General features: G+C 62.9%; 9 protein-coding genes. 6 read left to right on the top strand and 3 right to left on the bottom strand.

The features are described from left to right. Positions 1 to 230: 230 nt before the first annotated feature. Positions 231 to 683 carry an NUDIX domain-containing protein gene (locus HII28_RS19420; RefSeq protein ID WP_170027497.1) on the top strand — a complete coding sequence of 151 codons (453 nt, stop codon included), beginning with the start codon at positions 231 to 233 and terminating at the stop codon, positions 681 to 683. Between the two features lie 9 nt (positions 684 to 692). Here the strand turns inward: HII28_RS19420 and HII28_RS20415 are convergent, their stop codons facing one another. Continuing rightward, complete coding sequence (locus HII28_RS20415; RefSeq protein WP_240978402.1) at positions 693 to 1,853, bottom strand: alpha/beta hydrolase-fold protein; 1,161 nt, start codon at positions 1,851 to 1,853, stop codon at positions 693 to 695. A gap of 129 nt (positions 1,854 to 1,982) precedes the next feature. Continuing rightward, the gene (locus HII28_RS19410) at positions 1,983 to 2,249 is read right to left on the bottom strand and encodes a hypothetical protein (protein WP_170027496.1); all 267 of its coding nucleotides are present in this window, start codon (positions 2,247 to 2,249) and stop codon (positions 1,983 to 1,985) included. A 515-nt stretch (positions 2,250 to 2,764) separates the two neighbouring features. Between HII28_RS19410 and HII28_RS19405 the strand changes: the two genes are divergently transcribed. From HII28_RS19405 to HII28_RS19395, 3 genes are all read left to right on the top strand, one after another. Then, the gene (locus tag HII28_RS19405; protein WP_346769420.1) at positions 2,765 to 5,452 is read left to right on the top strand and encodes an AAA family ATPase; all 2,688 of its coding nucleotides are present in this window, start codon (positions 2,765 to 2,767) and stop codon (positions 5,450 to 5,452) included. 626 nt (positions 5,453 to 6,078) lie between these two features. Next, on the top strand, positions 6,079 to 7,638 hold the full coding sequence (locus HII28_RS19400; protein ID WP_170027494.1) for a DUF4041 domain-containing protein: 1,560 nt from the start codon (positions 6,079 to 6,081) through the stop codon (positions 7,636 to 7,638). A gap of 298 nt (positions 7,639 to 7,936) precedes the next feature. Further along, positions 7,937 to 9,163 (top strand): type II toxin-antitoxin system death-on-curing family toxin, encoded by a 1,227-nt coding sequence (locus tag HII28_RS19395; protein WP_170027493.1) that lies wholly within the window; start codon positions 7,937 to 7,939, stop codon positions 9,161 to 9,163. A gap of 736 nt (positions 9,164 to 9,899) precedes the next feature. Here HII28_RS19395 and HII28_RS19390 read toward each other — a convergent pair. Then, complete coding sequence (locus tag HII28_RS19390; RefSeq protein WP_170027492.1) at positions 9,900 to 12,755, bottom strand: glycoside hydrolase N-terminal domain-containing protein; 2,856 nt, start codon at positions 12,753 to 12,755, stop codon at positions 9,900 to 9,902. A 648-nt stretch (positions 12,756 to 13,403) separates the two neighbouring features. Here HII28_RS19390 and HII28_RS19385 point away from each other — a divergent pair. Continuing rightward, positions 13,404 to 15,965, top strand: coding sequence for a GH116 family glycosyl-hydrolase (locus tag HII28_RS19385; RefSeq protein WP_170027491.1), 2,562 nt, complete (start codon positions 13,404 to 13,406; stop codon positions 15,963 to 15,965). A gap of 141 nt (positions 15,966 to 16,106) precedes the next feature. Then, a complete protein-coding gene (locus HII28_RS19380; RefSeq protein ID WP_170027490.1) occupies positions 16,107 to 20,555 on the top strand; it encodes an endo-alpha-N-acetylgalactosaminidase family protein in 4,449 nt (1,482 codons plus the stop codon). Positions 20,556 to 20,988 lie beyond the last annotated feature (433 nt).

The raw sequence follows: 20,988 nt of genomic DNA, 5'->3' as shown, positions 1-20,988 counted from the left end.
ACGCTCGACGCCTCCCAATCCGCATGACGAGGGCAGTAACGATCGGCACTATAGGAGACGGGTCGAGGCCTAGCCTGCCAGCCCCAAGCGCACACGGAACGGCCCGAGCACACAAGCGGATCCGCAACCGTGCCTCGCGTTGGGCGATGACGGACTCGCGGCCGGCTGCCGCCCGCAGCAGGATCCGCCTGCGGGCTGATGATGTGACCGGGGTCTCGTAGGGTCGGGTCATGCCGATGTCGCCCTATGTTCGGTCCCTGCGCAATCGGATCGGGCACGATCTGTTACTTCTGCCGGGGGTGACGGCTGTGATCCGCAACGGCGACCGGTTCCTTCTGGCGCGGCAGCGTGACACCGGACGCTGGAGCCTTATCGGCGGTGGAGTCGAGCCCGGTGAGACACCGCAGGAGGCGGTCGTTCGCGAAGTGCACGAGGAGATCGGGGTGAGGCCCGTAGTTCGTCGAATCGTTGGCGCCTACGGCGGGAAGCCCTTGGTGTCGACCTATCCAAACGGCGATCAGATCGCGGCCGTGACCGTGGCGTTCGAGTGCGTGCTGCCGAGCAACGACTTCACGCTCGAGGCTGCTGAGCTGATCGAGACCGGCTGGCTCACTCGCGAGCAGGTCAACCATGCCGAGCGGCACGAGTGGATCGACAACGTACTCGACGACGCCGCACGCTGACCGATCCGGCTAGGGGCGATGGGTCTTTGACGTGCGCCGAGTTCGGATGGTGAAGGCCCAGGCGATCATCGTGGGGAGTTCTTGCTGCCAGAGCTGGCTGCCGTGCGTGCCGTCCCGTTCTGTCATGGTGACGTCCGCGCCGGCGTCGCGCAGTGCCGTGGCCCAGCGCTCTGCGTTGTTCAGGAAGAACGGCTCCTGACGTCCGGCAACGAAGTAGAAACGCGGCAATGGCTTCGACAACTGCCGCGGCGGTTGATAGCCGGCCCCGGGTGAAGCGCAAAGAACCGCGCCGAAGCGGTCAGGATGCCGAACCCCCATCGCTAGGGCCAGTTCACCCCCGGCAGAAACTCCGAACACCGCCGTCCGTTCCACCGGAAAACTGATCCCGAAACGCGATTGCAGCCATGCTGGAACCTCGTCGAGGAAGAATGCCTCGTGTGCGGCGAATCGCTGCGGGTCGAACGAGATCTCGGAAGTGCTCACTCCAGGCGAGTACTCGCGGATCCGTCCCATCTCATCGGCCACGCGGTGCACCCCCACGATCATCGTGGATGGCAGAGCCGGATCCCCCAACAGGCGACCCCATGGGGCGATCAGCTGGCCATCCCCGGCGTACACGACCACCGCAGGATCAACCGATGGTACGAAGACCGTGACTTCACGGCCACCATCGAAATTCAGATTCTCAGTCACCAGTCGACCCGAGGCGGCTGCCATCCCAGCAGTTTCACCACCATTTCCCGCCTCCGCAACGCCCGCTGCGGGATCGGCTATCGCGGTCGTGAAGTGGTTCACGACTGAGTGGGGGGATGGTTGCTGAAGACCGTCTGTCCGTCTGCTTGCACGACGACATCGAAGCCGGTTATCGCAGACGTCGTCCCGGTCATAACGCCAAACGGCGAGGTTCTCAGTACCGGTTCCACCCGAAGACACCCAGCAGTCGGTACGCAGCCAACCACCATCGGCAGCCGTGACCATCACATCAACCCGCCTTGCCAGCACGGTTGCTGGCTGCGACAGCCCTTCTTCGCGCGTCTCAACCGAAGCGTTGAACGCTGCCAGGTCTGCCTCGAAATCCGGGTCCCGTCGAAACGCGATAGTCACAACCAACTGACCATCAATGTCGGCGACGTCGACCGACTCGATCCAACTGCCGAGAATCTGAACCATCGCCAACCGAACCTACGCCGAAGCACGAACGCAGATCGCGATCCTATGAAGCGCGAGGGTTTTGCCGGTGGCACTCTGGAGTACTTCGCTAGTTGCGATTAACGCAACTATCAAGGGACACGCGTCGAATCAGTGTCCCGCGGCAAATAATGGCAACAGGGCGGCCCAGACGCTCCAGCCGCCGATGACGATGGCAGCTATCCCACCAAGGACCCAGCCCCCCACAGAGTTGGATCGATAACCGAACGGCACTGGCTTCCCCGGCTCGATCCCCGTCATCCAGGTCACCAACCTGGTGATCCTGCGACTGAATACGATCAGGAGTATCCCGCCGGCAACGAGCAGCAACCCGACCAGGCATCGCAGAACCATGGAGACGACCTCGGACGTGTTCATCGTGGCCAACCCTACGATCACGCTGCCCGCCCAAAGCATTTCTGAGGAGACCTGCGCCTACAGCAAAACGAGAACAGCAGAGTATCCCCCTGGTCGATCGGCTCAGCGAGCCTGACACACTACGCCGCCCGCAGAAGCGCGCGTAAGCCGGTCCCCGGCCGTGCCTGCCATCGCGAAATTGCCTGGCGCTTGCAAGTCGTGGAGTGGGATGCCCGTTTACCCGGCCCGCTGCAGTGACCGGTGAGGGTGCGTCAGAAGCAGCGTGTCTTTCGGGCGGCGGAAGCGTTTTTCGAAACGAGGACAACGAAGGAACGAACGAGTGATCGAGAGGGCAAGGGCAAACGAGGTTGAACGGACGAGTTGAGGCGAAGGAGATGACGATCGAAGGAGCCAAGGGATCGAGAACTTGAAGATCGAAGACTGTAATGCACGCAGGCACTTTGTAGTGACAGGCGTATTCTTGGGGTGTGCGTGGGGGTGTTGCACGGTGGAAGCGTGGGGTTGCTTCGCAGGGGGTGAAGCAGGCGGTCGCGTACGCCTTCGGCGGGGTCTGTGACGCCACCCTCACCGCGAAAGACGCTGTCGGTGTGATCGCCGCAGCGGACTACGCGGATGCGGTGATGACCAGGTACATCTGCGAGGACGGTGTCATCCGCGACGACCTGCTCTCTCGGAAACAACTGCGGGAGTGGGTGGATGGTTTCGACCCGCTCACCCTGGAACGTCGTGGCCGGGATCTGGAGTCCCCGGTGGCCGACTTGGTTCTGGATGCGACGGTGAACGCACCGAAGTCGTTCTCCATTGCCGCACTGTTGGACCCTGAGTTGAATGCAGCGTATGAGGATTTGCAGGATCGGTTGCGGGACCGGATCATCCACCTCTGGCAACAAGAGCTCAACGCCCGTCGTGGTGCCGGCGGCCTCATCCGGGAAGACCTCGCCCGGGTAGAAGTAGTCGAGCTCAAGCACGAACGCTCCCGCTCCCTTGACCCGCACAAGCACCGCCACCTGTGGTTGAACGTCAAAGTCCAAGGACACGACGGGCGCTGGTCGAACCTGGACACCCGGGTGGCGTTGCGGTTCCAGAATGTGGTCAACGCGGAAGGCGACCTCGCCGCCAGGACCGACCCGGCTTGGATCCACGCGTTGGCCGCGAAAGGCTTCACGCTGAACGCGGAGGGCGAGATCCAGCAACTGCAGCATTTGGTGCGACCGTTGTCGAAACGGTCAGCCCAAATCGAACAGAACCGGGCGGCACGGTTGGAGTGGTGGCGGTCCCAGCATCCTGGCGAGGAGGCCTCCCGGGATGTGTTGAACCAGATCGACCGGTGGGCCTGGGCCACGGGCCGTCCGAACAAGCCGCACGACCTGGACGAGGCGGACTGGGCGGGCATCATCCGGGATGAGATCCACACCGCCGACCCCACCATGACCGCACGGTCAGCGGTGGCCGTCAAGGCGGTCAGTGTGGCGGACATTGACCTGGATCTGGTGGCCGCGCGTGCGATCGTGGATGCGGATGGCCGCTCCACCGGGACCGGTGGCCGGTTCAGTGTGTTCGATGTCCGCGCCGGCGTCCTCAGGGCATTAGCCGCCACTGGCCTTATCACCGAACGCGCCAGGCTCGACCTCCTCGTCACCGACCTCGTTGACCGGGCCGTGGCTGCGCACACTGTCCACCTCCTGGAGGAAGACAACGTTCCGAACCATGTGAAACAACTTGTGGCCACTCAGACCGCGCTCGCGAAGAATGCGCTCGCGAACCAGCTTCAGCTTTTCCCGGTGCCAGGAGAACGCCTGCCAACCGATGCGGTGGAACAAATCGCGGCGATCGTCGATCCGGGCCGTGTCCTAGATTCCGGTCAGATCGGCGGGGCTGGCATTATCGCCGGAACTAGCAACTTGGTGACCGTAATCGGTGCCGCGGGTACTGGGAAGACGACCATGCTGAAAGTTGCCGCGGCCGCGCTTCGGATTCAGAACCGGCGCATGGTGGTGGTCGCACCGACCAAGAAGGCTGCCACGGTTGCCGGAGCCGAAACCGGCAGCGACGCGTCGTCACTGCATCAGCTGCTACACGCGTACGGATGGCGGTGGCTCCCCGATGCGAGTGGAAGCACTCAATGGTCCAGGCTCACGATCGGTGAGGTCGACCCGATCAGTCGCCGACCCTACATGGGTCCTGACAAAGAAGCGCTCCGAGCTGGTGACCGAATCGTCGTTGACGAAGCAGGAATGCTGGACATAGACGCGGCCAACGCGCTTGTCCAACTCGCCTACGAAACACGTGCCGGCATCGCCGCTGTTGGCGACCCCAACCAGTCGCTCCCGGTCGGACATTCCGGCGCGATGGAGCTTCTTCGCCGCAACAGCATCAGCATCGTAGAACTTATGGACGTCCACCGATTCCGGGAACCGGGATGGGGCGACTTCACTCTCGAACTTCGACAAGCAGACACTGACGATGACCGACGTCGCGTCGCCGAATACCTAGTTCAAAACGGTCACGTCCGGCTTGCTGACAGCCCCAGTGACACCGAACACGTCATGACCGACGCTTGGTTCCAGGCGTCCAACCGCCGCGAATCGATCTCGCTCATCACTGCAACACACGCCGAAGCGCAGGCTGTGGGCGAATCGATCCAGGCGCGTCGGATCCATGACGGAACCCTCGACACCGACCAGGTTGCCATTGGTCAGAACGGTCAAACGCTGCTAGTCGGGGATGTCGTGCAGACACGGCGAAACGACGCACGCGCAGCGGTCGAAAACCGTCAGAACTGGATCGTCACTCGCATGACGAACGACGGCATCTTCCTAGCTGCCACTAACGACTCAGCTCAGATGCGGAAGGTCAGCCACGAATACGCGAAGCAGCACCTGCACCTCGGATACGCGTCCACTGTCTACGGCGCCCAAGGCGAAACGACCGACCACTCCCTGGTCGGCCCCGGAGTCGATGCCGCCGGCCTCTACGTCGGCCTCACCCGCGGACGTCACACTAACAACATCATCCTGACCACGCCTACGCCGATTACAGCCAAAACCGAACTCACCAACATGCTTCAACGCGGATACATCGAGCCGACTATGGACGAATCACACGCTGCCGCCAGAACCGAACTCCATCGGTCGGCGGTCCCCGTACAAGGGTCCTCGACGATCCCAGCGGTTCCAACTAGAGGCGCCGGCCCAGGCCTCTAGGGGAGTCTGTGGGTACGGCAGATTGGCACCGCGACACGATTTCGTGCCTCTATCCCACCACTTCTCGGATCAAACATGAACAATGCGATCCCGTGCTCGTCCGCTAGGTCCGCAGCTTCAGGGAGGCAGCCGCCCGGGTGAAACACCAAACCTCGACGGCCATCCGAATTAACAAGGGATATGGTGCGCTGAACCAGGGACACATCGATGTTGCCACGGCCGTTTTCCACAAGCGCAACGTAGCGGGAACTGTAGAGGTCACAAACATGCACAGAACGTCCCTCTGAAATCATCGTGTCTCGCTCCCCCAGATAAACCATCCAGTCCCGACAGAACTCGACGGCGGCTTTCAGGGACGATCCAACAGGCCGAGGGCTTGGGCGCATGCGAACATCAACCACATTTCGACGATCCTCCTATGACCCGACAATGGCTAGCTAAGTCCACCAAACTGAGGAGGGTTCATTACCTGTCACTGCCACCGGCGACCGGAGCATATGTGCTTGCAGCGGAGGTTCCGAGCCTCTGGTCAGCAGCCGGGTGCCTCGCTCGGGCTTCGAGCCCCAGATTGGGGGCTGGGCCGATGCATAGTAAGTGGCTAGCCTCGACGGGCGATCAGAGGAGCGATGATGACCGCCAGTGCTGGCTGGTACAACAACCCCGAGGATGATGCTTCAGAGCGGTATTGGGATGGCACAAAGTGGACCGATCACTATCGCTCTAAGACCGCGTCGTTTCCGGCAGGTTGGTATACCGATGCCGAACATGCCGGGGCTCAACGCTGGTGGGACGGGTCCGCGTGGACCGAGCGAAGGTGCCTGGATGGTGGTGCCTCGAATCCTCGAGCGGCCAGGCCAATAGGGAAGATGAGCAAGGGTGACGCCCGCAATATGGCACGGCAACTCACCACAAAGGTTGCGGAGCTGCAGGACCTCGTCGAGAAGCACGGACTGCGCTCATTCGCGGATCTCGACGCGTACCGCGCCGAGACGGAAGCACAACTAACACTCGAACGCTCCCAGGCCGAAGTCGCGGCCGCTCAGCATCAGTCCGAAGCAAACACAAGACTAGTGGCGGCGGAAAAGCGCCTAGCCGAAGTTCAGGCGCAACTCACGTGGTCCCAGCAACAGCTCGATTTGGTCAACCGCGAACGCGTCGACGTTGCCGATGTCATCGCTCTCCAAGAAGTCGGGCTCTTCGACTATGAGCATCCGGCGCAATCGTCGGCGACGTTAGCTGCCGAGCTCGAGTCCGTCCGAGGACAGATAAAGAGTCTGGTTCGGAACAAAGGAGCAGTCACCACCACAAGCGGGTTCACATTCAACAACTCCGCTGCACAGGGCAAAAAGTTCATCAACGACATGACCAAGGTTCTGCTTCGCGCCTACAACGCCGAGGCCGAGAACGCGGTCAAAGCCACAAAGGCGGGAAATCTCTACTCGGCTCAGACCAGGCTCACCAAAGCCGCCGAGCAGATCGCGAACGGCGGCAAGATGATTCAGTTGCGAATCACTGAGCAGTATCACCGCCTACGTCTCAGGGAACTCGAACTCGCGAACGCACACCTCATGTCTGTCCAACGCGAACGAGAACTGGAACGCGAACGTCGCGCTGAGCTTCGCGAACAACAGAGAGCCGAAGCCGAACTCCGCCGGGAGAAGGAGCGGCTCGAGAAGGAGCGCGCCCACTATGTCGCGACGCTTGCTGCGCTCGAAGCCAACGGTGACACCGACGGTGCAGACCGGATCCGCGCCCGGCTCTCAGACGTTAACCGTGCTATCAACGACGTCGATTACCGCACAGCGAACATTCGAGCTGGCCACGTCTACGTCATCTCCAACATTGGCGCCTTCGGCCAAAACATGGTCAAAATCGGAATGACACGTCGGCTGGAACCAATGGACCGCGTCAACGAACTGGGCGACGCATCCGTCCCCTTCCGCTTCGACGTTCACGCACTATTTTTCGCCGCCGACGCAGTAGGAATCGAAAGCTATCTTCACAAGCGCTTCGCGGAGCAACGTGTCAACAAGATAAATCTCCGCCGCGAGTTCTTCCGAGTCACACCTGCCGAAGTTCTTGAGGCGCTCCAAGAGCAAGCCGTTGAAGTAGTCGAATTTACGACCGAGCCCGCGGCACCCGAATATCGAGCAAGCACTGGTGAGCTCGCGGGTCATTATTCATGAACGCCGATCACCTTTTGGCAACAGCGGGACTCGTTCCGGCGCGGCCCTCGCAAGACGGACCCGGCTGCTATGGATCAAACAATCCTGACCCACACATCGACGGATAAACCAATTGGATCGGGTACTCCCCGTGAGCAACTGTGGCTGCCGTTTCGAGGAACACTCGATCGTGGCGCCAGCCAGAGACGCAAAGGCAATCGCACGTCGCTCGTGGTCCACTAGTCGGCTCCTCTGATCATTGATGTCGTGCGCAGTCTGTATTCTCAATTGACTTGGAAGAATCGAAGAAGAAGGAAGCTTGAGCAGACGACCCCTAACAGTTTCGGTCCTCGCACAACGAAGCGGGCTCCAGTTCGACGATGTTCTGTTGTCGCTCTGGGATGCCGGAATCACATATCCATCAGGTCCCAATTCCGAGATCCGAGCAAGAGATCTCCCTCGGGCTGAGGCTGCGCTCACGCTCGCCTCTCCAAAAGAAAAGTTGAGGGTTGAATACTGGGAACGTCTCTCCGGGCTCACCAGAGTTGAGCTTAACCTCAAGCTGGAATCACAGGGCATCACGATCGGTCCAAACGCCCGCCGTATCCCGAAAGGATCTTTACGAAAGCTCGAGCGTGCAATCGCAAGCCCGTTTCGCCCGGCCACAACTCTACTCCAGAGAGTCGATACGCCACCCAACGTCGCGAACTTAAAGCCTCTCGTTTGGCGAGAGATTGGTCATCGGAGATCACTCCGCTATTTGACCGCCGATCAGGTCAGACAGATTCACTTCGCCATCGCGGATGACTTTGCTGATACTCCTGATCCGATTGCGCCTGCAGGCGTTCGATTTCCCGATCTACTTGAAAGTGCAGCAATACGACCAACAATCGGACTGGGCGACATACAGAAGTATCCGACCGTGGAGATGTCCGGCGCAGCCCTTATGCACTCATTGATCCACAATCATCCGTTCTTCAATGGGAATAAGCGAACTGCCCTAGTTTCCCTTCTGTCTGCTCTCGATTTGAACGGCTACACGTTGACATGCAACGAAAATGACCTGTTCCGTTGGACCGTGCGGGTTGCTCAACACAAGGTTGCCCCGTTGAATATCACAGGCGACCGAAATGACGTCGAGGTCATTGAAATGTCAGAGTGGCTGCGACAGCGATCTCGACCAATCGAAAAGGGAGAGCGGGTCATTACATGGTCCGCTCTCAGACGGCGTTTAATTGCGCTCGAGTGCGACGTACAACTTTCTTCAAACCGCGGTGGGCGCATGCAGATTTCCCGCCAAGTCCCCTATCAGGAAAAGCGCTTCCTTGGCAGTCGCACTGTCTTTCGTGAGCGCAAATACTCGCTCGCCTACGGGGGTGACGGTCGCCAAATTGGCAAAGGCACGCTGAAGGAGCTCAGGCAGGCTCTCGAGCTGTCGGAGGACAATGGATATGATTCGACCGCATTCTATGGGGCAGAATTTGATCAAGTTGATGAGTTCATTCGGGTTTATCGAAAGACGCTCGCCCGGCTAGCAAAGCTCTAGACGCGTCGATGACTATACGCACCGGATTGAGTACGGCGCCCCATAACCAGCGATAGACGAGGGTCGGGCGCCATCACGAGAACGGAGTCCGACCCTCAACCGTCGTATGATGTATCCCTGCGTAGACGGGCCAGAGATGGGATGTCTGGCATTCGCGCTGTGACAAGGATGGGCCGCAGTTCGGCTTCGCCGGCATCGATCGCAGACTCGAGGAGGCTGCCGATCGGACTGTGCTGGGGTAGGTGTACTAGCCAGGCCGCATGCCAGATCAGCGGTCGGGGTACTCCGTCCCGTGCCGGAGGAGCACGCACAGCTCATCGAATCGACGCCGCGCGGAATGTACAAGGTTCGGTGAGCGATAGGCGCGACGCGCCGAACCGGTCGACGCACTCACCCCCACCGAGCGCGTACAAGCTCTTGAACTTGCGATCTGGCTCGTCGACGAAGGCTGGACTGTCATGACAACCACGGACTCACCCCTGGCACCAGTTGTCCGCAAAGGCGCAGAAGCCATGCACGGCACCTACCGCGCGATCGAGGATCGTAGATCAGCCGGCATCCAGCCGACCGGGTGCACACTCGGCAACTCACTGACAGGTACTTCTCTCACCACAACAACAACTCCTCGTCGTCAAACGTCTAGGCCGCGTCAGCAGCAATGTCCGGACCTACCCAGATGCCGGAGCGTGCGGGAATCGCCTTCGCAGGATGGGCTCGGGTCGACCGCACGAAGCGATCAAACGAGCTTCCAGAGTTGCGTGGCGTCTCCCGTGTCGGCGAGCTGCACGAGTCTGGCTCCGTCTGAGAGTGACTGGTTCTCGATAGAGAGCAACAGTCCGCTGCGGGTATTCACCACCTTGGACCAGCCATCGCCGGCATCCACGAAGCGCCACATCTGACTGTCGCCACCGGTGGCCGTCCACTGGTCGACAACGTCGCCGACGTTCGTTCCACCACCGTAAATGTCGGCAAGCAGCTGCGATCTGACGTTTGTGAGGCAGACCTGTCCAGAACCCGCGTCGGTGACCGTCCAGCGTTGGTTGTCCGATCCGCCGTCGGTCCACATGATGAGGGCTGTGCCGGGGGTCTTGTCCGCTCCGGGCACAGACATCACCGTGCCGCTGGCACGGTTGATGACGGCGGCTGTGATCGGTTCGGGTTCGTCAACGTACTCGCGTGGCGGCGGGGTGAGCGTGACCTGCTGTCCGGGTGTGAGCTTGATGGTCTGCGCCCACGCGCCGTACCGCACGGTCGTCTCGCGACCGCCGACGCTTCGGATCACCGCCCGCGAGACCTGGCGCCCCCTCCACGTCAGGTCGACCGTGAATCCACCACGGGCGCCAACGCTGGTGATCGAGCCGGTGTCCCAAGCCGCAGGACTGGCGGGCAGCAGCTCGATCACCCCGGGACGCGAGTAGACGAGCATTTCGTACATCGTTGACGGTATGCCGAGGTTTGCGTCGATCTGGAAGACGTACCCATCTGCGGAGTACATATCGAAGAAGTTGATCGCCGTTCCGTTGTTTGTGCCGTCCGCCGGGATGAGCTGGTTGAGAACGGAGCGATACGCCCGAGTCGAGTTCTTCAGTCGAGCCCAGCAAAGCCCTCGCCAGGCCATGGACCATCCGTAGCTGGTCATGCCGCGCGCCCGCAACAGGTTGGTCGCTCCCGTGACGATGTCCTTCGGCGTCGTATCGGTGTTGATCCGGTCGCCGGGAAATAGACCGATCAGGGGCGACAGGTGCCGATGAGTCGTCTCGCCAAGGTTGTCGTCGGTCATCCACTCCTGGAGCCACCCGGTCTCCTTGCTCACGGCGGGCAGGTGAAGTTTGTCCTGCAGTGCCTTGATCGTTGCCGTGTAGTTCCGGTCGCGACCCAATACGCGTGCCGCCGTCTGTAGATTGGCGAAAAGTTGCCAAACGAGTTCCTGCGCGTAAGTTATGCCCTTTGCGTTGGTCGGTCCCTGCTCTGGCGACCAGTCGGCATCGTCGATGAGTTCCTCGTGAGTCTCACCGGTTGTCGGGTCGGTCACGGAGATGCTGAGGAGCCGCGCCTCCCAAAACTCGCATGCCCCTTTGATGAGCGGGTAAATGCGCTCGAGGTGGCGCCTATCGAGTGTGAATTCGTAGTGTTCGAAGAGGGTGTTTGATATCCAGGCGCTACCGGCAGGATGCCACCACCAGCCATTGCTGCCGTATATGCCGGTAGTGATCGCGATGGTCCAGCCCGCCACCTTGCCGGAGCTGTTCCGGAAGCCGTTGCGTGCATCCTGGAACTGGGCTTGCGTGATCGTGGTCCATGAGGGGAATTGAGCGACGCAATAGTTCGTGAACGCGTCGTAGCACTCGGTTAGCCGTGCCCGGTCGGTGAGCCAGTAATTCATCTCCACGTTGATGTCGCTGTGGTAGTCGGCCATCCATGGCGGGTCGTTGTCCTTGAGCCAGGGCCCCTGCAAGTTGATGGGCAGACTCGTACGCGATCCCGCAATCGTGAGATATCGCCCGAATTGCAGGTACATTGCTTCGAGTTCGGGATCTGCTGGCGAATCCACTGCTGCACGGGCCTGAAGCCGAGCCTCCGTGTCGAGTGCTCGTTGGGAGGCGCTCGATGCGCCCAGGCTGATCGACTGCGACTCGAACAGTGCCCGGTAGTCGCGGAGGTGTTTGTCGAGCACAAGCGCGGTGGGTTGGTTGAGCGCCGTGGCGACGCGGGAACGCGCGATCTCCAGCGGGTCCGCGTGGGGATTCATGAAGTCCGTGGCGAGATTCGGTGTGTAGTTGGTTCCGCCAGTGAGCAGGATCACGATGCTGGTGCAGTCGGTGAACGTAACGCCGTCCCCGTCGACGCTCACTTTTCCACCCACGGACTTCGCGCTTGCCACTGCCGCGTACTTCAGGCCGTTCGCGAGCGTCCCGGAGAAGGAAGCCTCGCGCCCGGATGCTCGTGTCATCTCGCCGTGCGTCCCGCTCAACACGAAGCGGCCCGTGTACGATCCGCCGCCCGACTGGTCGAGATGGATGACAATGGCGTCGTGCGGGTGACTTGCGAACATGGTGCGGGAGTACCTCACACCGCCTTTCACATATACGGCTCGCACGAGGCCGTTGCTCAGGTCGAGGTGGCGTTGGTATTCGTCAACGGCCGAAAGCGCGTGCCCAGGAATTTCCAGGGTGGCATTGGCCAACATCTGTGCGTTTCCGAAGTTGCTCTGGTCATACGGGAATTGGCCATCACTGCCGAGAGTGTCGTTTCGGCCCCCGCTCCACATGCTCAGGTCGGAAACGAACAGCTGATCGGCGGAGGGGTCACCCGTTATCAGGGCACCAAGTCGACCGTTACCGATGGGAAGCCCCTGTTCGAGGATTTTCGTCGGTGTTCCAGGTTTCGAATACCACATCCGGATTGCGTCAGCATCGGGGACCGGGCCCGTTGCGGCGCCCACACCGCGGCCAGCCTCGGCGAATGCCGGTTCAGAGGTGAACGCTGGAACACCGGCCATGGCGACGAAGGCTCCCATTCCAATCGCTCCCTGCAAGACGCTGCGACGGTTGATCTCTCCCGTCGGTGGGTTCGACTGCCCTTCGGAACTCATGTCAACTCCTTTGTTTTGCACGTTTCCAATGAGGTGGTTGTCGCTTTTGCCGTCGGCGTGCCGAGAATTCTGCTGCCGACGTGAAATCGGAGAGCCCGAGCCGCTCCTCGGGCGGCTCCCGCGTGCTCTCATGCACGTTTCTGCCCTCGTTTTTGATCCTCGCGAGCTGAGAACGACCGCGTTCTGCGACGGCTCGCCCTGAGGACGCCGGAAACGGTCAGTTCGTCCGAGCGTCGATGACTATGAACTCCCAAGGCCGCAGGGGCTCACTTAGTTGCACGACACCATCAGTCCAGCTCGCGGCCGAACGGCTGCCGTCTCGGCGCACGTGCACAACCGCCAATCGCGTTTCGCTCACGCCGGTCGGGGCAGCCTGCGCGGGCGTCTGCCCGCCCCGGAGATACCGAGTCCGAGGAGTGAGGCGGGAGGAGCGAGGCGGAGCCGTTTCATCATCATTGACCTCAGCTTTTAATCGTATTGTCAGATTATATGAATCCTGGCGACAGATCTGAAGTCTGTCAATGGTCCGCCGACAACTAGGTGAGGTCGATCGCGTACCGGACGCAGTCGGTCGTGTCCGTGTGAGTGATTACCATATAATAGGATTAATTGGAGTTCATCAACGCCGCTTTTCTGATGGAGGTTCGAATGTTCGCAACACAGACCGAGACCGGCCCTGCACGGGTCGGCGCGAGCGCCCTTCCGTGGCCTGTCCTGCGCAGCTACGACATGGGAAATCTCGATCGGATAAGCCTCCCCATCGGGGGAGTGGGTACCGGCACGATCGGTCTCGGCGGACGCGGTGACCTTCGAGACTTCGAGATCGGCAATCGTCCGGCAAAGGGCTTTCGCCCGGGGACCGCATTCTTCGCACTGCGGGTGGCGCGGCCGGGAGTTCCCGCCGTGTCTCGCGTTCTCGAGGGCCCGCTTGGCATGACCGACTTCGAAGGGGCGGCAGGGTCGCCTGCGCCGAATCATGGACTACCCCGGTTCGCCGAGGCGTGCTTCGACGCAGCGTACCCATTCGGTCAGGTGCGACTGAACGACCCCGCCATGCCAGAGGTCCGGCTGCAGGGCTTCAACCCGCTCATCCCGGGTGATCTCGAATCCAGCAGCTGGCCCCTCGCGGCCTTCCGGGTCGAGATCGCGAATAGCTTCGACTCAGCCATAGACGTCTCGGTCGCAGCCGTGGTTGAGAACTTCATCGGATCGAACGGTACGGAGTCGGCCGTTGGCGGCAACGTGAACCATGTGCGCAGGACGACGAATCTCGTTGGGGTGGCGATGTCAGCGCCAGAGCTCGATCCGAAGAGCGAAGCCGCCGGGACGTTCGTGCTGGCAATGATGGTGGATGAGACGACCACCGCGACAACCCGCTCGGGATGGGCGGACGCGACCTGGGGCAACTCGCTGCTGGACTTCTGGGACGACTTCACGGATGACGGGCGGCTGGACGAGCGGCGATCGTCCAGCGCCAGGCCGATCGGTTCCCTCGCGGGGTCCGTGTCGATTCCGGCTGGAGAGACCCGCAGCCTGACGTTTCTCATGACGTGGGCGTTCCCGAACAGGTATGCCTGGCGATCTGAAGACCATCACTTGGATCAGGCAGAGTACACCAGCGAGATCGTCGGCAACCGCTACTGCCACGCGTACCCAGATCCGTGGCAGACGGCGCTGAAGGCTGCGGCGGCGCTTCCGCGTCTCGAGGAACTCACGGTCGCTGCTGTCACTGCGATCGTCGATTCGGCAGTCCCGGTCGAGATCCGTGAGGCCGCGTTGTTCAACATCAGCACCCTGCGGAGTCCTACGGTATTCCGAGTCGCGGACGGGCGGCTTTACGGGTGGGAGGGAGTGATGGACCGGACGGGCTCGTGCTTCGGGACCTGCACGCATGTGTGGGGATACGAGTTCGCGACATCCTTCTGGTTCGCGGAGTTCGCCTGGTCGTTGAGGGAGACACAGTACGAGCTGGCCACCAACGATGACGGGCTCATGAGCTTCCGGGTGGGGCTACCCACGTCCCAAAGCCAGAATTGGGCTCTCGCGGCCGCCGACGGGCAGATGGCGTCGCTGATTCATCTGTTCCACGACTGGCGGTTGAGCGGGGATGATGCGCGACTTCGTCGACTGTGGCCGGCGGCCCGCAAGACGCTCGAGTTCGCGTGGATCGCAGGCGGGTGGGATGCCGACCGCGACGGCGTCATGGAAGGTTGCCAGCACAACACGATGGATGTGGAGTATTACGGACCCAATCCACAGATGGGCCTGTGGTACCTGGCGGCTCTGCGCGCCGCTGCGGAGATGGCGCACGCGGTCGGCGACACGCAATTCGCGGAGGATTGCCGAGGTCTGTTCGCCTCGGGTTCCGCGTGGATCGACCGCGAGCTCTTCACGGGTGAGTACTACCGACACGACGTTCGCCCTGTCGGACGAGAGGGATACATCGCGCCAGGTCTCCGCCATCCCTCAATGGGGTCTGTATCGCTTGACGATCCCGATCTGCAGGTCGCCGACGGGGTGCTGGTGGATCAGCTGGTGGGACAGTATGCGGCCCGGCTCACCCGTCTTGGCGATGTCGTTGATGCGGAGCATGTGCGGACGACGCTGAAGACCATCTTTCAGAGGAACTTCCGCCCATCGCTCGCGGGCCATTTCAATCACATGCGCAGCTTCGCCCTCGCCGACGAGGCGGGGCTCCTGATGTGCACCTATGACGAGGGGAAGCGCCCGGCTCGACCCTTCCCGTACTTCAACGAAGTCATGACCGGGTTCGAGTACACCGCTGCCGTCGGAATGATCCAGGACGGAGATCGCGACCAGGCGATGACCGTGATCCGCGCCATCCGCGCCCGCTACGACGGGGCCCGCCGCAATCCCTTCGATGAAGCCGAGTGCGGTCATCACTACGCTCGCGCGATGGCGAGCTGGTCCGCGTTCGTCGCCTGGAACAGCTTCGACTTCGACGGCCGGACGAATACGTTCACCATCGAGATGGCCGACGGTGACGGGACCACTTTCTGGTCGACCGGGTCGGCGTGGGGAACGTGGAGCCAATCGGATCTCCGTGGCGAACTCCGTATCGGCGGCGGAATCATCCGAATCGACACGGTGGTCGTCTCTGGTCGGCCTCACGCACTGGGCGAGGGGGCAACCGGGCGGGCGGGCGAACGGTACGTGATCGACCTCACCGAGTTGTCGGCGGACCATTGACAGTCTTCAGATCTGTCGCCAGGATTCATATAATCTGACAATACGATTAAAAAGCTGAGGTCAATGATGATGAAACGGCTCCGCCTCGCTCCTCCCGCTTCACTCCTCGGACTCGGTATCTCTGCCTTGTTGGTGCTGGGTGTGCAAACGCCCGCGCTGGCGGCCCCGGGCCGCGCGACGGAAGCGACCATCGGGTCGTCTCGGCTCTCGGTCCGAGTTGCGACGGACTTTCCCGACGTTCTCGGATATACCTGGCTGCCGACGGGCGGAACCCTTTCCGGGCACGACGGGCCGGCACCGCAGATCCAGATCAACGGCACGGCGTACACCCCGTCGGTTCGCTCCACGAAGGCGAGGGATCACGTGGACTACGTCCTCGCAGTCGACTCCATCGCCGTCTCCGCGGCGGCGCGCATCTCGGTGCGCGACGACGTCGTCGACTTCGCAGTGACCAAGGTGAACGAGGCGGGATCGACCAAGGTCACGACGATCGGCCTGCCGGACCAGCAGCTGATCTCCCTGCGCAGCGATCAGCCTGGCGCGACGGTCTCGGACGCGGCCGTCTACCGGACCAACTACGCGCCGGGCCCGAACCTCGATACCATCTCCGCCGTCGCCGACCGGAGCGTCGAGGCGACGCCGCATCAGGCGAGCATCGCCCTCTTCAACACGGGCACGGTGGCGGCCGGGGTGGTGTCGAACGCGATCCAGACGTACGGCAACCTGCTGGTGCAGACCAAGCAGGCCGGGTCGGTGAAGCAGACCTCCGCGTCGAGCAACACGTGGACCTATCGCGGACCGGACGGCAAAGTGGTGGCGCTGCCCGACGCGAAGATCGTCGTGACCGGCGACCGCAACGGTGACCACACGTTGAACTGGCAGGACGCCGGGATCGCCTACCGCGAGATCCAGCCGCTGCCGACCGGCGCCGCTGCGACGAAGAATAACGTCGTCTCGCAGATCGCGCTGAACTTCGAGAGCCAGGCTCAGAACCCATTCATCAAGACGCTGGACGACATCAAGAAGGTCAATCTCCTCACCGATGGCCTCGGGCAGTCGATCGAGCTGAAGGGCTACCAGGATCAGGGACACGATTCTGCGCACCCGGACTACGCCGGCGACTACAACGAGGCGGCCGGCGGACTTGCCGACATCAAGTACATCGTCAGCCACGCCAAGGACTACAACGCGATCGTCGGCGTGCACATCAACGACGGCGCCGAGTCGCCGCGCGCGGACGCCTTCCGGTGGGACAAGACGACGAATCCGAGCGCACCAACACCGGCGTACATCTACGGGGACACCCAGTACGCGATGAACATGACGGACGACCAGGCGAGCGGGGACTACGCGGCGCGGATCAAGGCGCTGATGCAGCAGGTGCCCGGGCTGGGCTTCATCTACACCGACGCGTTCTTCGGCGAGGACTGGAACGGCTGGGAAGAGGCGAACGCCGTCAACGCGTACGGCATCCCGATCTACACCGAATTCCCCACCTACCTCTGGCCGAACGCCACCTGGTACCACGACTCCGCTGAGTACGACGACGTCGGCATCAACAGCCAGATCCTGCGCTTCATCGACAACTCGAATGCGGACGCGTGGATCCAGAACAGCCAGCCGATGCTCGGCGGTGAGCAGAACAACGCGAGCTTTATGGGGTGGCACAGCGCCAACTCCGTCACCAAGGAGATTGCCCAGGTCTTCACCAACAACCTCCCCACCAAGTACCTGCAGAACTTCCAGATCCTTAAGTGGACTCCGAACGAGATCGACTTCAGCGGCGGCGTCAAGACCACGATGAACGGGACGACGCCGCAGATCTGGAAGGACGGCGTGCTCGAGCGGGACGGCAACGACATCTTCCTGCCGTGGTCGGCCCAGGGCGAGCAGAAGATCTACGCGTGGAGCGGCACAGGGCAGGCCCGCACCTGGACCCTGCCGAAGAGCTGGTCGAAGCAGCACCAGGTGACGCTGTACCAACTCACCGACACGGGCAAGGCCAAGCCGGTCGTGGTGCCGGTACGCGACGGCAAGGTCAGCATCCAGCTCGCGGCGAACACGCCCTATGTCGTCTACCCGCAGCACGCGATCGCCACGCCCCGTACGAGCGACCGGACGGGCGACGGCAGCAACACCGGTTCGCCGGTGATCACCGGCGCCACCGCGCAGTCCGTCGATTTCGGCGCGGGCACGATCGTCAAGGACGGCGAGTTCTTCAGCGGATCCTTCCAGGACTGGAAGCCGGCGTCGTCGACGAGCGACACCAGCGGCGTCCAGATCGTCACGGATTCGAACGGCTTCCAGAACCTCCAGGTCGGCGGCCGGGCGGACGGGGAGGTGAGCCAGAAGCTGACGGGCCTGAAACCGGGGCACACGTATGCGGCGTCGGCGTACGTCACGGTGCAAGGAAAGCGGACGGCCACGGTCCAGGTCAGCGGCTATGGCGGGAAGACCGTCAGCACGTCTATCGACTCGCCGCCGCCCGCCCAGGACGACCTCGACAACCGGCTCGCGGGTCAGCCGTTCCAGCAGCTCAAGGTGCTGTTCACCGTTCCCTCCGGTCGCGGAGACGCGAACGCCACGCTCAGTCTGATCGGGGGCGCCGGCTCCGGCACGGACATCGTGCAGTTCACCGACGTCCGCGTCCAGCAGAATGACGGGGCGAACCACCAAGCCGACGGGCACTTCTACACGGAGGACTTCGAACAGCCCGACGGCGGGAGCTTCGGTCCCTTCATCATCGGGAAGCCGAGCGAGCCCAGCCTGATCCTGTCGAAGACGAACCCGGGGTACACGCGCGACACGATCAGCGGGAAGTATTCGCTGGAGACGATCAACAACGGCGCTGGGCTCCAGTACCGGACCTGGCCGGGGACGATCGACTTCGAACCGGGGCACGCGTACCGGGTGCGGCTGGACTACCAGTCGGACGCCTCCGGGCTGTACGACTTCCAGGTCGGCGCCGACGGCGCGGACCACCCGATCGTCGACATCCCGCTCGCCCAGACGACCGAGCGCGGTCTGACGTCCGCACCGCCGGACGGCCCGAAGCCCGCCGGGTGGACGGACAGCCTCCCCCCGCAGACCTCGGCGCCGCACGCGTCGATCGACACGACGTTCGTGGCGGGATCCCAGGCGGCCTACCTGGCGCTGGAGCAGAACTCCGACGCCCAGGGGGCGTCCACCATCGACAACCTGATCGTGGACGATCTCGGGCCGGCCGCCGGATCCGACGCCGGCTCGGCTCTGTCCACCCTGACGCTCACTCCGACGCAGCTCCCCGGCGGGACGACCAGCACGGTGACGGCCACCTTCACCAACACCAGCGCCGAACCGGAGACCGGTGTCGACGTCTCCCTCTCCGCGCCCGACGGATGGACGCTCGACTCGACCTCCAGCAGCCACGCCGACAGCGTTCCGGCCGGAGCGACACTTCAGGCGACCTACCGCATCGGCACGCCGACGAAAGCGGTGCCGGGCCAGGACCTGCTGACAGCTCGCGCCGCCTACCGCTGGAACGGCCACGCGGTCGGGGTCACCACCTCGGCCAACATCAAGATCGCGTACGCATCACTCGCGGACGCCTTCGACAACATCGGCATCACCGACGACGCGGACACCGCGGCCGGCGCCTACGACGGCAGCGGAGGGAACAGCTTCTCAGCGCAGTCCCTGGCGGCCGCGGGCGTCACGCCCGGCTCGACGGTCACCCACGACGGCGTCTCGTTCACCTGGCCAGACGTGCCGGCCGGAACGCCGGACAACGTGACGGCGCAAGGGCAGACGATCAGTGTCGACGGCAGCGGAGCACTGGCGGTCCTGGGATCGGCGGCCACGGGAGGACAAGGGACGATCACCGTCAGCTACACCGATGGCTCGACGTCCAGCGCGGTCGTCGGCTTCCCCAACTGGACCGGTGACAGCACCACCCGGTTCGGCGCCCAGCTGGCGATCGACAGCGTCGGCAACAACGGCCCGTCCGGTCACTACCACGCGGGCGTCCACTACGGGGTCTTCTACAACACCGTCCCGCTCGATCAGGGCAAGACGGTCCAGACGGTCACCCTGCCCAACGCGCCGAACCTCCACCTGTTCGCGCTGACCGCGAAGCCGCTCACCGCGCAGCCGCCGACGGCGGACGTCTACGCCAGTGATCTGCAGTGGACCTCGGCGACCAACGGCTGGGGCCCGGTCGAGCGCGACCACAGCCTCGGCGAGGACCTCGCCGGCGACGGCGGCGCCCTCACGCTGGGCGGCGTCACCTATGCCAAGGGCCTGGGTGCCGCGCCGTTCGCGGGAACGCCGGCGGTCATCAGCTATGACCTCGGCGGCAAGTGCACGGCGCTGACGGCCACCATTGGCCTGGACCAGGAGGAGCCGTCACGCGGGTCGGTGGGCTTCGCCGTGGTCGCGGACGGCGTCACCGTGTTCTCGAGCGGTGTCTTCACCCCGGGCTCGACGCCGCAGACCATCACCGTCCCGTTGACCGGTGCACACACCGTCCAGCTGCAGACGAACGACGGCGGCGACGGGAACGGCAACGACCACGGCGACTGGGCGAACGCGCAGTTCCACTGCGGAGGTTAGCGTCGGGACTCTGGCGTTGAGATAGGAAGGCTGGATGCGCGATCTGCGTATCCAGCCTTCCCTGCCTGGGTTCGCTGTCCGAACTCGTCAGCCGACGGAGCGCGAGCGCCCTGGACCGAGCAGACTGCGTGAGGAGTCGAGCCACACGGCCGCAGCCTCGATGCGGAAGAACGCGTGGCCCCATCACCGTCTTCGATGTCGACAGTGGCCTGGATCCTCCGACAGCGCTCAAGGGTCGCACGCGTCGAATCCATGCGGGCTGGTCGTGACGTCGGACCGGGCGCCTGGATCCTCGCGACGACGCCCGTCGTGCGCCGGGCCAGGATGGGTACGAGCGACATGCGTACGCCGGTCGACTCGAGTTCGGTACGGATCCGCCTCCCGATGACGTCGTCGCCGACACGGCCTCGAGAAGGCGATCGCGTGGCCCAGC

Source organism: Planctomonas sp. JC2975, from assembly GCF_012985205.1.
Lineage (GTDB): Bacteria > Actinomycetota > Actinomycetes > Actinomycetales > Microbacteriaceae > Humibacter.
Note: the sequence above shows the minus strand (reverse complement) of the source record. Positions and strands in the feature narration are given on the sequence as shown.

What these genes read in the sequence shown, in the direction of transcription:
- HII28_RS19420 (WP_170027497.1), top strand. Translation starts at nt 231, where the DNA reads ATGCCGATGTCGCCCTATGTTCGGTCCCTGCGCAATCGGATCGGGCAC.
- HII28_RS19385 (WP_170027491.1), top strand. Translation starts at nt 13,404, where the DNA reads ATGTTCGCAACACAGACCGAGACCGGCCCTGCACGGGTCGGCGCGAGC.
- HII28_RS20415 (WP_240978402.1), bottom strand. Translation starts at nt 1,853, where the DNA reads ATGGTTCAGATTCTCGGCAGTTGGATCGAGTCGGTCGACGTCGCCGAC.
- HII28_RS19390 (WP_170027492.1), bottom strand. Translation starts at nt 12,755, where the DNA reads ATGAGTTCCGAAGGGCAGTCGAACCCACCGACGGGAGAGATCAACCGT.
- HII28_RS19400 (WP_170027494.1), top strand. Translation starts at nt 6,079, where the DNA reads ATGATGACCGCCAGTGCTGGCTGGTACAACAACCCCGAGGATGATGCT.
- HII28_RS19410 (WP_170027496.1), bottom strand. Translation starts at nt 2,249, where the DNA reads ATGAACACGTCCGAGGTCGTCTCCATGGTTCTGCGATGCCTGGTCGGG.